This window comes from Myxococcus hansupus (assembly GCF_000280925.3).
Classification (GTDB): Bacteria; Myxococcota; Myxococcia; order Myxococcales; family Myxococcaceae; genus Myxococcus; species Myxococcus hansupus.
The window spans coordinates 2,187,527-2,200,622 of the sequence record NZ_CP012109.1 but is presented as its reverse complement, the minus strand read 5'-3'; the positions used below and the strand labels follow the sequence as shown (position 1 = coordinate 2,200,622).

Annotated in this window: 8 protein-coding genes and 1 pseudogene; 7 read left to right on the top strand and 2 right to left on the bottom strand. The window is 69.9% G+C overall.

Features of this window, described 5'->3' with window-relative positions; translation table 11 throughout:
* Positions 1–70: 70 nt before the first annotated feature.
* On the bottom strand, positions 71–1,558 hold the full coding sequence (locus A176_RS09040) for an NHL repeat-containing protein (RefSeq protein WP_002634215.1): 1,488 nt from the start codon (positions 1,556–1,558) through the stop codon (positions 71–73).
* 189 nt (positions 1,559–1,747) lie between these two features.
* Here A176_RS09040 and A176_RS09035 point away from each other — a divergent pair, with 189 nt between their 5' ends.
* From A176_RS09035 to A176_RS09020, 4 genes and pseudogenes are all read left to right on the top strand, one after another.
* Positions 1,748–2,986 (top strand): imelysin family protein, encoded by a 1,239-nt coding sequence (locus tag A176_RS09035; protein ID WP_044890618.1) that lies wholly within the window; start codon positions 1,748–1,750, stop codon positions 2,984–2,986.
* Positions 2,979–4,424 carry an HTTM domain-containing protein gene (locus A176_RS09030; RefSeq protein ID WP_044890619.1) on the top strand — a complete coding sequence of 482 codons (1,446 nt, stop codon included), beginning with the start codon at positions 2,979–2,981 and terminating at the stop codon, positions 4,422–4,424. Before A176_RS09035 ends, A176_RS09030 begins: the two co-directional genes overlap by 8 nt.
* A 109-nt stretch (positions 4,425–4,533) precedes the next feature.
* Positions 4,534–5,516, top strand: a pseudogene (locus A176_RS09025) (zinc metalloprotease HtpX).
* A 160-nt stretch (positions 5,517–5,676) separates the two neighbouring features.
* On the top strand, positions 5,677–6,729 hold the full coding sequence (locus tag A176_RS09020; protein WP_002634211.1) for a coiled-coil domain-containing protein: 1,053 nt from the start codon (positions 5,677–5,679) through the stop codon (positions 6,727–6,729).
* 81 nt (positions 6,730–6,810) lie between these two features.
* On the opposite strand, the gene A176_RS09015 is transcribed toward A176_RS09020, so the two are convergent.
* A complete protein-coding gene (locus A176_RS09015) occupies positions 6,811–7,248 on the bottom strand; it encodes a MarR family winged helix-turn-helix transcriptional regulator (protein ID WP_002634210.1) in 438 nt (145 codons plus the stop codon).
* Between the two features lie 136 nt (positions 7,249–7,384).
* On the opposite strand from A176_RS09015, the gene A176_RS09010 reads away from it, so the two are divergent.
* From A176_RS09010 to A176_RS09000, 3 genes are read left to right on the top strand one after another with little or no spacing between them, the layout of a single operon-like run.
* The gene (locus tag A176_RS09010; RefSeq protein ID WP_002634208.1) at positions 7,385–8,773 is read left to right on the top strand and encodes a TolC family protein; all 1,389 of its coding nucleotides are present in this window, start codon (positions 7,385–7,387) and stop codon (positions 8,771–8,773) included.
* Entirely contained in the window at positions 8,761–9,921 is a 1,161-nt protein-coding gene (locus A176_RS09005; RefSeq protein ID WP_002634206.1) for an efflux RND transporter periplasmic adaptor subunit, read from the top strand. The genes A176_RS09010 and A176_RS09005 overlap by 13 nt, the downstream gene beginning before the upstream one ends.
* A 22-nt stretch (positions 9,922–9,943) precedes the next feature.
* Positions 9,944–13,090 carry an efflux RND transporter permease subunit gene (locus A176_RS09000; RefSeq protein WP_002634205.1) on the top strand — a complete coding sequence of 1,049 codons (3,147 nt, stop codon included), beginning with the start codon at positions 9,944–9,946 and terminating at the stop codon, positions 13,088–13,090.
* The last annotated feature ends 6 nt before the right edge of the window (positions 13,091–13,096 follow it).

The following is a 13,096-nucleotide window of genomic DNA, read 5'->3' as shown; positions in this document are numbered from 1 at the left end:
CGGGGATGGAGGCCCGCCCGCGCGCGGACCGCCCTCCCCGGCTCCTGCTCCTACACGACTTCCGTGAAGACTACTTCTCGACAGGACCGCCGATGACGATCTTGCCATCCGTCTGGATGGCGATGCCGCGAGCGGTCTCCTCGGTCGCGCCGACCGCGACGTTGATCTTCGCGATACCGGCCTCGCCGAAGGTCGGGTCGAGGTTGCCGTCGGTGGTGAAGCGCGCGACCACCATGCGGTTGTCGCCCGCCTCGGTCACGAAGCCCGCGGCGTAGATGCGGTTCTGCGAGTCGAAGGTGACGGACCAGAAGCGGTCGTTCTCCGTGGTGGAGATGGGGGTGGCCTTGACCACCTCCGTGCCCGTGCCGCCCGTCGGGACGATGGCCAGGATGGCGTCATCGTTCTGGTTGCCACCGGCGCGGTAACCCACCGCCGCGGCCCAGTTGCCGTCCGCCGACTTGGCCACGCCGAAGAAGGCCTGGTCCGGGCGCTCCAGGTTGTACGTCTTGTAGCCTTCCGGCGCGAAGGTCGTGTCCGGCTGGCCGTTGGGCGTGTGCATCAGCAGGAGCGCCTGGGTGTTCTGCGCGCCCAGCGTCGAGCTGCCCACGTGCAGCAGGCGGTCGTCGTTCAGCGCGACCAGGTTGCGGCCGCGGTCGTTGTCACCGGCCAGGTCCAGTACCACGGAGCCGCCCGTGCCCCACGTCGGGTCGAGCTCGCCCGTGGCGGTGTAGCGGAAGGACACCAGGTCCACCGTGCCGGAGGAAGCCGTGCGGCCGTAGCCGGTCGTCACGTAGCTGCCGTTGGACTGCAGACCCACGGCGTAGGCCTCGACCATGCCCCACTCCGGGTTGGTCTCGCTCTGGGCCTGGAACGGCGCGGACGTCACGACGCCCTGCCAGCCGAACGTGGCGTCCGAAGAGCCGTCGTCGTTCAGGCGCTGCAGCACGATGCGGTTGGCACCCTGCGCACCCACGCCCGTGGGCATGGACGCGTAACCGGACGCCAGGATCTTCCCGTCCGGCTGAACGATGCCGTAGCGGATGCTGTCGTTCAGGTTGGACATGTTGAGGATGCTCATGCCGTTGGGCGTCGCACCCGTACCGAACGTCGTGTCCAGGGCGCCCGCCGCCGTCAGCCGCGCCACCACGCGGTCGGTGTCCGCACGCGCACCATCCGCGCGCTTGTTACCGAACAGCACGATGCGGTCCGAGCCGTCCACGCGCACATCCCACAGGGAGTCACGCGTGCCGTCGCGGCCGGTGCCGAAGTCCACGTGCGTGACGCCGCCGGCGCCGAACGTCGTGTCCTGCGTGCCGTCCTCGTTGAACCGCACCACCGCGATGTCGCTGTCCAGGCCGCCCGTGCCCGTGCCCGCGTCGGGGATGGGGTCCGTGCCCGAGTCCGGAACCGGGTCCGTACCCGCGTCCGTGTTGGTGCCCGCATCCGGAATCGGCGTGGGGGTAGGCTCGTCGTCGCCACAACCCGTCATGCACGCCAGCGTGAGGGCCAGGGCCGCTCCACGCACCAGGAAGCCGCGGTTCTTCACCGTCTTCAACATGATGTTCTTCCCCTCCTCGGGATCATCTCTAACTGCAAACGATAATCGTTATCAGTTTCGACGTGGCAGCCTCCTACTCCGGATTCGCACCGTGGGTCAACACCCAAGCTGTGCTGGCCTGCACGTTATACGGGGAAAATTTTGAAGTTGATTGTCATTAACAACATCGCCGTGTTACCGAGCCCGGCCATGAACACAGTGTCTTCGCGCCCCCTTTTCGTCCTGCGTGCGAGCGCCTTCGCGTTCGTGGTCCCCGCCCTCCTCTCGCTGTCGGCCTGCAAGTCAGACAGCCCGAAGCCTCCGGATGCGGGCACCGACACGCCGGACAACCCGGTGGCCACCACGCGGGCCGCGCTGCTGGCGTCGTCCGCCGCCTGTGTGCTGCAGACGTCGCGTGAGTTCCAGACCGAGGCCACCGCGCTGGAGACCGCCGTGGCGGCCCACGCGGCCACGCCGGATGCCACCACGCGGGACGCGGCGCGCGCGGCGTTCCACGAGGCCATGGACGCGTGGCAGGTGGCGGAGGTGATGCAGTTCGGTCCGGCCGCGCCCCGCAGCGTGTCGGGCGGCGCGGAGATTCGCGACAACATCTACTCGTGGCCCCTGGTCAGCCGGTGCGCCGTCGAGGAGCAGATCGTCAACCGCAGCTACGAGTCCGCGGGTTTCGAGAACGCGCTGGTGAGCCGCCGCGGCCTGTACGCGCTGGAGTACCTGCTCTTCTTCGAGGGCAACGACACCGCGTGCCCCAGCACCTCCGCCATCGTGGCCCAGGGCACCTGGGCGGCGCTCTCCGCGGATGAGCGGGCCGCGCGCAAGCGGGCCTACGCCGCCGTGGTGGCCGCCGACGTCCACCGCCGCGCGGACGCGCTGGTGAACGCGTGGGCCGCGGACCAGGGCAACTTCACCCAGACGCTGACGACGGCGGGCTCGGGCAATGCCGTGTACCCGTCGACGCAGGCGGCGCTGAACTCCATCAGCGACGCCATCTTCTACTTCGAGCGCGAGGTGAAGGACCTCAAGCTGGCGCGTCCCCTGGGGATGCGGGACTGCACCACGTCCACCTGCCCCGAGCACCTGGAGTCGCAGTTCGCGGCGCGCTCCAAGGCCAACATCCGGGCCAACCTGACGGGCTACCGGCGCATCACCGAGGGCTGCGGCGAGAACTTCTCCGGCACGGGCTTCGACGATTTGCTCGAGGCCTCGGGCGCCAACGCGCTGGCGACGAAGCTGCGCGAGCGCAACGTGGCGGCGGCGGCGGGCATCGAGGCGCTGCCGGGTGAAGACGTCACCACGGTGCTGGCGCAGGACAAGGCCGCGGTGCGGGCGATGTACGAGTCCGTCAAGGGCGTGACGGACGTGCTCAAGACGGAGCTCGTCACGGTGCTGGACCTGGAGCTGCCCCAGTCCGTCGAGGGGGACAATGACTGAAGTGGCGACCGGCGAGCGCCCCGCGTCCGGGCGCCTCTGGAAGGCGCTGCTGGCGCCGCGAGACATCGCGGCGCTGGTGGCGTTCCGCGTGGCGCTGGGACTGCTCGTCTTCGTGTCGGCGGTGCGGTTCCTCGCCTATGGGTGGGTGGACGTGCTGTTCACCGGCCCCCGCTTCCACTTCACCTACTGGGGCTTCGGCTGGGTGCCCGCGCTGCCCGCGCCGTGGATGCACGGGGTCTTCGCGCTGCTCGCGGTGCTCGGGCTGTGCATGGCGGTGGGGCTGTTCTACCGGGTGACGGTGGCCCTGCTGTTCGTCGCCTTCAGCTACGTCCAGTTGGTGGACGTCAGCAACTACCTCAACCACTACTACCTGGTGAGCCTGCTGCTGGGGCTCATGTTCTTCGTGCCCACGCACCGGGCCTTCTCGGTGGACGCGTGGCGCAAGCCCGCGCTGCGCGGTGACGCGCTTCCCGCGTGGTGTACGTGGCTGCTGCGCTTCCAGGTCGGCGTCGTCTACGTCTTCGCGGGGCTCGCGAAGTTGACCAGCGACTGGCTGCTGCACGCGCAGCCGCTGAGCATCTGGCTGTCGGCGCGGACGAGCCTGCCCGTCGTAGGGCCCTGGCTCGACGCGCCGTGGGTCGCCTACGTCGCGGCCTGGTCGGGCTTCCTCTTCGACACCACCATCGTCGCCTTCCTGCTCACGCGGAAGCTGCGGCCCTTCGCCTACGTGGTCGTGCTCGGGTTCCACGCGGCCACCTCCGCGCTGTTCCCCATTGGCATGTTCCCCGTCATCATGGTGACCGGCGCGCTCGTGTTCTTCGAGGCCTCGTGGCCGCGGCGGCTGATCCATGGACTGCGCGCGCGCCTCGCGAGGAACACCGCTCCGCCCGCGTCCGTGCCCGCCACCTCCGAGGTGACGCCGCCGGGCTGGAAGGGCCGGGCCGCGCTCGGACTGGCCGTGGCCTACGCCGTCGTGCAGGTCGCCGTGCCCCTCCGCACGCACCTCTATGGTGGCAACGTGCTCTGGCACGAGCAGGGCATGCGCTTCTCCTGGCGGGTGATGGCACGGGAGAAGAACGGCAGCGTGACGTTCATCGTCCGCGCCCCGGCGTCGGACCACGAGTGGCACGTGTCACCCAGCCAGTACCTCACGCGCCTGCAGGAGCGGGAGATGTCCGTGCAGCCCGACCTCATCCTCCAGCTCGCGCGGCACATCGCCCGGGACTTCGAGGCCCAGGGCAAGGGGGCCGTGACGGTCCACGCGGAGGCCATCGTTTCCCTCAACGGCCGCCCGGCGGAGTTGCTGCTGGACCCGGACGTGGACCTGGCTCGCGAAGTGGACGGGCTTGCGCCCAAGCGCTGGATTCGCCCGGCGCCCGACTCGCCGCCCATCCGCCTGCGCTCTCCCCTGCGCTCCGCGACGGCCGAGCGACCCTAGCCGCCTCCCCGGTGCAGTCCCACCGGGGGGCGCCTTCATTGCCGCGGCCGCACGCCTGTTTACGTTTCCGGGTGGAAGGTCCCACTCGGGGCCTGGAGGCGAGGCGGCCATGGCGAGCACAGACACCTTTGACGCACCCCACGTTGGCGAAAGCCGCCCGGCGCTGCACGGCGGCGGCGGGTGGCACCGGCTGGGCAACGCCCTGAAGACCACGGTGCTGCTGGCGGGCCTGACGGCGTTGGTGCTCGTCATCGGCGACCGCTTGGGCGGCCCCCAGGGCTTGATGTTCGCGGTCCTCTTCGCCGTGGTGATGAACTTCGGCTCGTACTGGTTCAGCGACCGCATCGCGTTGGCCATCCATGGCGCGAAGCCGCTGCCCCGTGAACAGGCCCCCTGGCTGCACGAGATGGTGGAGCGGCTGGCGGCCCGAGCGGGAATGCCCAAACCCAAGGTCTACATCCTGCCCACGGCCGCCCCCAACGCGTTCGCCACCGGCCGCAACCCCAGCCACGCGGCCATCGCGGTGACAGCGGGCATCCTGGACATCCTCGACCGGCGCGAGCTGGAGGGCGTGCTGGCCCACGAGTTGGGCCACGTGCGCAACCGGGACACCCTGATTGGAACGGTGGCGGCCACCCTGGCGGGCATCATCAGCTACGCCGCGCAGATGCTGTTCTGGTTCGGCGGCTCCATGCTGAGCCGCGGCGACAACGACAACCGGGGCGGCCTGGGCAGCGCCTTCGCCAACCTGGGCCTGCTGCTGGTGGCCCCATCGCCGCCACCTTGCTGCAGTTGGCGGTCAGCCGCTCCCGGGAGTACGGCGCGGACCAGACGGGCGCCGAGCTGGCCGGTGATCCGGATGCGCTCGCGGATGCCCTGCTGAAGCTGGAGCGGGGCGCCGAGGCCATCCCCTATGACAAGGCCCCCGCCACCTCCCACCTCTTCATCGTCAACCCGCTCCACCATGGCGGGGTGATGGCGCTGTTCTCCACCCACCCGCCCATCCCGGAACGGGTGCGGCGGCTGCGGCAGATGGGCGCACAGCGGGGGGCTCGCGGCGCGGGGCGTGGCGGCTGGGAGTCCGGGTACTGAGGGGGCCGCCGGACACCGGGCCGTCCGCCGGGCCGCCGCCCGGGCCAGCCCGTGGGATTCACAGAGTGAAGCGGAGCACGTCCAGCAGTGGACCCTTGACGCGCCGGGGGCTGACGGTAGGCTGCCCCGCTTTTTGCATTTCCCCGTGGAGGTCGTTCCCGTGCTGGTCCTGGTCCTCGCCCTTGCTGTCGGGCTCGCCATCTCGCTCTATTTCAATCTCTTCGCCGGCCCCAAGGCCGCCGCGCTCCCCTCGCATGCCGCGTCGTCTTCGTCCGCGCCCCGCGCCGAGCTGGTGACGGATTCGCAGGCACGCGCCAAGGCCGAAGCGGAGGTCCAGCGCAAGCAGAAGGAACTGGATGAGCAACGCAATCAGCTCCAGGACGTGAAGGAGCAACTGAAGCAGGCCAAGCGCAAGCTCTACGAGCAGAAGGAGACCGACAAGGGCGCCCAGGAGCTGGCCAAGGCCCGCGCCGAGGTGGAGCGCAGCGCCTCCACGCAGCTCGAGCGGACCCGCGAGGAGCTGTCCCACGCGCTGGTGGAGAACCAGCGGCTGAAGGCCGAAGTGGAGAACAAGGGCCGCCGTCCGCAGCCCGCGCCCGTGGCGCCCGCGCCGGTCGCTCCCGCCGTGCCCGAGCCCGCCGCGCAGGTGGCCGCCCCCGCGCAGGAGGGCGAGTCCGTCATCGCCGCCGTCGTGCCGGTGGTGCCCACCGCCACGGAGACGGTGCCCCAGGAGCGTGGCCAGCGCCGCTTCCGCGAGCTGAACGACGCCGACCGAGAGAAGATGGAGCGGCTGGAGCACTCGGCGAACAAGGACCGCAACCGCGCGGCGGAGGCCGAGAAGGAGCTGCGCCGGGTGAAGGGCCGCCAGGAGACGCAGCAGCGCGTCTACACGGCCACCAAGCACGACCTCGACCTGAGCCGCGACAAGTACAAGGCCCTGGAGAAGCGCCTCAACCGCACGCTGCTGGAGCGCGACCTGCTTCGCCGGGCCATCAAGGACCTGGAGAAGAAGACGGGCATGCTGGCCGACCGCACCGAGCTGACGCCGGAAGAAGTGGCCGCCAGCGACCAGCGGACCGAGGAGACCTCGCGCGTGCGCGCCGAGGTGGAGGCCCAGGCCGCCGCCCCGCAGCAGCCCGAGTCCACGCCGGACGCCGAGCAGGCCCCGGAGAACGCGCCGGCCGACACCGAGTCGAAGCCCGCGCAGGCCTGACGCAATCACCCGTCCACGGGTAGGACGAGGGGCTCGGCTTCCTGGAGATTCCAGGGCCGGGCCCTTCGCCGTTTCACCGCTTCAGGATTCGGGGGCGACGCCGCAGCCGTCCACGGGAAGCGGACCGCGGGCCTGGATGAGCCCTGTCTGGAGCTTCTCCATGATGCGCTTGAACTCCGCCATCTCCGCGCCCGTGATGTGACGGAGAATCTCCTCGTCCGTCCACACGAGCGCGTCGTCCAGGAGCCCCAGCTCGTCCCGCCCCGCGGCGGACAGCTCCAGGCGCACACACCGGCGGTCATCGCTGGTGCCTCGGCTCACCAGCCCATCTTCTTCCAGACGCGCCACCAGCCGGCTCACCGCGGGTGCGTCCACGAAGAGGCGCTCCGCGATGGCGGACTGACTCCGCACTCCGTCGGAAATCGCCTTCAAGGCCAACAGTTGCATGAACGGCCTGCCCGTCTGCTCGCCCAGTCGCTCGGTGATGAGGCGGCGAATCGCGCGGCGCAGAGAGGCCATTTGCTCCGGAACAGTCATCTCACCTAAAGATGGTTGCAGACTACAACTGTTGTCAATTACATCGACTCGACGCGATTCGTCGCAACGGGGGGAAGTTTTCAGCCCACACGCGGTTCACCCAACTCTTCCTCCTGGTATGGCATCCCCTTCCGTCATCCTCATGGCGCTCGTCGCGGCGTCGACGCTGGCCGAGCCGTCATCGTCCATTCCTGCGCCCGTCCCCTTCCAGCCGAAGGTGGAGGACGCGATGCTCACCCCGGTCGCCCCCGCCGCACGGCAGGTGACGTCCTGGGACGAAGCGCTCGTCCTCCTCAAACAGCGCTCCACCGACCTCCGGTCCGCCGAAGCCGGCGTCGAGCGCGCCACGGGCCGCTCCCGGCAGGCCCTGTCCGCGCTGCTCCCCAATGCGCGGCTGTCGTCCAGTGTCGGCATGGACCTCCTCAACCCCGACCTGCCCGTCGGCGCGGGTGGCATGCCCCTGTTCGGCATTGGTGGGGGCGAAAACGGCGGCCCCTCCTCGCCGCTCGTCACGGCCAACGCGAACCTGTCGCAGTCCCTGGTGGACGTGAGCGCCTGGCGTGGCCGCGCCTCCGCCGTGGCCGCCGAGAAGAGCGCGGTGGCGACGCTCTCCGAGACGCGGCGGCTGCTCACGCGCGGACTGGCGCAGGTGCTGGTCTCCACCGTGGCGGCGGAGCGGGCCGCGGAGATCAACCGCGTGGGTCTGCGCCAGGCCCTGGAGCGCTTCGCGCTCGCCCAGCGCACCTATGAACTGGGCGCGGGCAACCAGCTCGACGTGGTGCGCGTGGAGCAGGACGTGGCGGTGGCGCGTGGCGCGCTCGTCGCCGGCGATGAGCAACTGCGCCGCAGCCGCGAGGCGCTGGGGCTCGCGGTGGGCTTCGACGCCGCGGTGGGCGTCACCCGGGACTTCAACCTCCAGGGGCTGGTCGAGGAGACGCGGCAGGCCTGCGTCCCCTTGAAGGACGTGAGCGAGCGCCCGGACCTGGTGGCCTCGCGCGCGCAGGTGGAGTCGGCGCGCGACAGCCGCCAGCAGGCCACCGCCGGCTACCTGCCCACGCTGGGCCTGTCGAGCACCGCCATTGGCCTCACCACGGACCCGGGCTTTGGCCGCGTGGCCATCTGGAGCGTGTCCGCGGTGCTCTCCGTCCCCATCTGGGAGGGCGGTCTGCGCGGCGGTCTCATCCGCGAGCGCGAAGGCGTGGAGCGCCAGGCGGAGCAGACGCTGGAGAACATCCGGCGCAATGTGTCCATCCAGGTGGCCCAGGCCCGGCGCGGCGTGGAGGTGGCCGAGGCCCTGGTGGCGACGGCGGTGGCGTCCCGCGAACTCGCGGACCGGACCGACCGCCTCACGCGACGTTCCTTTGAAGTGGGCCGCGGCAGCAGCCTCGAGCTGGTGCAGAGCGGAGCGGCCCTGCGCCAGGCGGAGCTGAACCTGGTGCTGCGTGAATTCGAGCTCGTCCAGGCGCGCCTGGACGCATTCCTGACGGAGGCGCGGTGCGACTGGTGAATCCGATGAAGGCGATGTGGGGGGTCACCCTGCTGGCGACGGTGGCGGGTTGTTCGGGGCAGAAGGCCGCCCCGCCGGCGCCGCCGCCGCGCGAAATCGAGGTGGTGACGCTCACGCCCCGCGAGGTGCGGGACACCGGCGAGTACCTGGGTTCACTGCTGTCGCGGCAGAGCGTCAGCGTGCTGCCGCAGGTGGTGGGCTACGTGCGCAAGATTCACGTGCGCCCCGGTGACAAGGTGGAGCAGGGAGCGCCGCTCCTCGAGGTGGACTCGCGTGAAGGCACCGCCGCGCTCGACAGCGCGCAGGCGCAGCTCAGCTCCACCCAGGTGAACTTGCAGCTCGCGCGCCGCACGCTGGAGCGCACCGAGGCGCTGTACAAGGAAGGCCTCGCGAGCGCCCAGGAGCTGGAGCAGGGCCGCGCGCAGGTGGAGGCCGCGCAGGCTGCGGCGCGTTCGTCCGCCGCGCAGGTGACGCAGCGTCAGGTGCAGTTGCAGTACCACCTGGTGCGCGCGCCCTTCGCCGGCACCGTGGGCGACGTGCTGGTGCGGCTGGGCGACTACGTGGGCCTGGCGACGCCGCTGACCAGCGTGGCCCAGGCGGACGTGCTCGAGGTGAGCGTGTCCGTGCCGTCGACGCGGGCCCGGTCGATGAAGCCGGACACCGCGCTCGAAATCCTCGACGGCGCGGGCAAGGTGATTCTCACCAGCAACGTCTTCTATGTCGCGCCCCAGGCGGACCCGCGCACGCAGTTGGTGGAGGTGAAGGCGGCCTTCCGCAACACCGTGGGGCTGCGGCCCAGTGAGCTGGTGCGCTCGCGGCTCGTCTACTCGGCCCGGGACGCGCTGCAGATTCCCGCGCTCGCCGTGATTCGTCAGAGCGGCCAGCCCTTCGCGATGGTGGTCCAGGCGAAGGATGGGAAGACGGTGGTGGAGCGCCGCCCCATCACCCTGGGCGCGCTGGGAGAGATGGCCTACGTGGTGGAGAAGGGGCTGCAGTCCGGTGACCAGGTCGCCGTGTCCTCGCTTCAGGCCCTGCGCGATGGCACCGCCGTGACGCCCAAGCAGTCCAACGTCCCCTCCGCGCCGACTGGCAGTGGCCCGCCCCGGGCCTCTGGCAATGGCGGCGGCACTGTCGGCGGGAGCCGCTGAACGAAGGGCCGGATACAGCACCATGTTCGTCGACTTCTTCATCCGTAGGCCCGTCTTCGCCATCGTCTGCTCCATCTTGCTGACGCTGGTGGGCCTGATTGCCATCCCCACGCTGCCCATCTCGCAGTACCCGGACCTGGCGCCGCCACAAGTCACCGTGACGAGCACCTACGTGGGCGCGAGCGCCGAGGTGGTGGAGAGCGCCGTCACCATCCCGTTGGAGCAGGAGCTCAACGGCGTGGAGGGCATGCGCTACATCACCTCCACCAGCAGCAACGACGGCACCAGCCAAATCACCATCACCTTCGACGCCACGCGCGACATCGAGGTGGCCGCCGTCGACGTGCAGAACCGCGTCAGCCGCGCCGCGGCGCGCCTGCCCTCGCAGGTGAACCAGACGGGCATCGTCGTCAACAAGGCCTCCAACCAGATGCTGCTGACGGTGGGTCTGTTCAGCCCGGACAACCGCTACGACGCCAAGTTCCTCAGCAACTACGCCGACGTGAGCCTGAAGGACGCCATCAAGCGCGTGCCCGGCGTGGGCGACGTGCGCATCTTCGGCGAGCGCAAATTCTCCATGCGCCTGTGGCTGGATCCCACGGAGCTGGCGCGCCGCAAGCTCACGCCCCAGGACGTGACGCGCGCGCTCCAGGAGCAGAACCTCCAGGTGGCCGCGGGACAGGTCGGCCAGCCGCCCTCCACCGATGACCAGCCCTACCAGATTGCCGTGCGGGCCCGGGGCCGGCTGGTGGAGCCAGAGGAGTTTGGCGACATCGTCCTGCTGCGGGCCACGGACGGCACCAGCGTCCGGGTGAAGGACGTGGGCCGCGTGGAGCTGGGCGCGGAGAACTACGGCACCGTCCTGCGCTTCAACGGCAAGACAGGCGTGGGCCTGGGCATCTTCCAGCTCCCCACCGCCAACGCCCTGGACGTGCGCGACGGCGTGTACTCCGAGCTCGAGCGGCTGTCGAAGCAGTTCCCCCCCGGCATGCGGTTCGAGACGGGCACCGACACCACGCTGGCCGTCCGCGCCTCCATCAACGAGGTCGTCCAGACGCTGGTGGAAGCCGTCATCCTCGTCATCCTCGTCATCTTCGTGTTCCTGCACGGCTGGCGCAGCGTGCTCATCACCGCCTTCACCCTCCCCGTCTCGCTGGTGGGCACCTTCGCCTTCGTCTACTTGATGGGCTTCTCCATCAACACCCTCACCCTCTTCGGCCTCACGCTGGCCACGGGTCTGGTGGTGGACGACGCCATCGTCGTCATCGAGAACATCGAACGGTTGATGGTGGAGCGGCACCTCTCCCCCGCGAAGGCCGCGCGCGAGGGCATGAAGGAAGTGACGGGCGCCGTCATCGCCATCTCCGTCGTGCTGGTGGCGGTGTTCGTCCCGGTGGCGCTCTTCCCGGGCACCACCGGCGCCATCTACCGCCAGTTCGCGCTGACCATCGCCGCCTCCGTGGCGCTGTCCACCTTCTGCGCCCTCACGCTCACCCCCGCGCTCAGCGCGAAGCTGCTGAAGCACCACGCGGGCGAGAAGTGGATCTTCTTCCGCTGGGTGGACAAGGTCCTGGACGGGACGAAGTCCCTCTATGGCCGGGGCCTGCGCCGGATGCTGAAATACCCGGCCCTGGTCCTGCTCGCCTTCCTGATGTGCATCGGCGGAACGGTGATGCTCTTCCGTGCCGCCCCCACGGGCTTCATCCCCGATGAAGACCAGGGCTACATCATCATCTCCATCCAGGGCCCCGAGGGCATGTCGCTGGCCCAGACGGAGAAGGTTCTGGCGGAGGCGGAGGCCATCCTCCAGGCACAGCCGGAGGTGCGCGCCATGTTCGCCATCGGCGGCTTCTCCATGCAGGGCAGCGGCCCCAACATGGCCACCATCTTCTCGTCCCTGAAGCCCTGGGAGGAGCGCACGGGCAAGGGCCAGTCCGTGGCCGCGCTGGTGGAGCGGCTGCGCGCCCCGCTGAGTGGCATTGGCGGCGCGCGAGTGCTGCCCTTCCAGCCCCCCGCCATCCGCGGCGTCGGCAGCGTGGGCGGCTTCCAGTACATCGTCGAGGACATCGACGGGACCAAGTCGCTGGACGACCTGGCCGCCGCCACCCAGATGCTGGTGGCCAAGGGCAACGAGGACGGGCAGCTTCGCGGCGTCTTCACCACCTTCAACGCGGACACGCCGCTGCTCGACGTGGAAGTGGACCGGCAGAAGGCCAAGGCGCTCGGCATCCCGATTGAACAGGTGTTCGGCACCATGCAGGTCTACATGGGCAGCCAGTACGTCAACGACTTCAACTACGCCAACCGCACCTACCGCGTGTACGTGCAGGCCGAGCAGCAGTTCCGCGACAGCCCGTCGGACATCGGCGCCTTCTACGTGCGCAGCGACACCGGGGACATGATTCCGCTGGAGTCGCTGGTGAAGGTGGAGCCCACCGTCTCCGCCCAGGTCATCCGCCACTACAACCTGTTCCGCGCGGCGGAAATCAACGGCCAGCCGGCGCCGGACGTGTCCTCCGGCCAGGCGCTGGAGGCCATGGAGGCGCTGGCCAGCCAGCACCTGCCCCAGGGCATGAGCGCGGAGTGGACGGGCATCAGCCTGGAGCAGAAGGAGAGCGGCGGTCAGACGGCCATCATCTTCGCGCTGGGGCTGCTCTTCGTCTTCCTGGTGCTCGCGGCCCAGTACGAGAGCTTCAGCCTGCCGCTGGTCATCATCTTCTCGGTGCCCCTGGCCATCATGGGCGCGCTGGGGCTGCAGTTGGCGCGTGGGTTCGCCAACGACGTGTTCTGCCAGGTGGGGCTCGTCATGCTGGTGGGTCTCGCCAGCAAGAACGCCATCCTCATCGTGGAGTTCGCCGAGCAGCTCCGGGAGGGCGGCAAGAGCGCCGTCGACGCGGTGGTGGAGGCGGCGGAGGTCCGCCTGCGCCCCATCCTGATGACGTCCATCGCCTTCCTCCTGGGCGTGGTGCCCCTGATGACGGCGTCGGGCGCTGGCGCGGCCTCGCGCAACTCGCTGGGCACCGCGGTGTTCGGCGGCATGCTGGTGTCCACGGTGGTGAACTTCGTGTTCATCCCCGGGCTCTACGTGCTGATGCAGAAGCTGCGCGGTGACGCGAAGCGGTCCACGGGCGAGGACGAAGTGGTGCCCGCGCCCGCCGCGTCCCACTGAGGACGT

Bases quoted from the DNA above. Each gene is read 5' to 3' on its own strand.
- A176_RS09040 (WP_002634215.1), bottom strand. From the start codon at position 1,558: ATGTTGAAGACGGTGAAGAACCGCGGCTTCCTGGTGCGTGGAGCGGCC.
- A176_RS09035 (WP_044890618.1), top strand. From the start codon at position 1,748: ATGAACACAGTGTCTTCGCGCCCCCTTTTCGTCCTGCGTGCGAGCGCC.
- A176_RS09030 (WP_044890619.1), top strand. From the start codon at position 2,979: ATGACTGAAGTGGCGACCGGCGAGCGCCCCGCGTCCGGGCGCCTCTGG.
- A176_RS09015 (WP_002634210.1), bottom strand. From the start codon at position 7,248: ATGGCCTCTCTGCGCCGCGCGATTCGCCGCCTCATCACCGAGCGACTG.
- A176_RS09010 (WP_002634208.1), top strand. From the start codon at position 7,385: ATGGCATCCCCTTCCGTCATCCTCATGGCGCTCGTCGCGGCGTCGACG.
- A176_RS09000 (WP_002634205.1), top strand. From the start codon at position 9,944: ATGTTCGTCGACTTCTTCATCCGTAGGCCCGTCTTCGCCATCGTCTGC.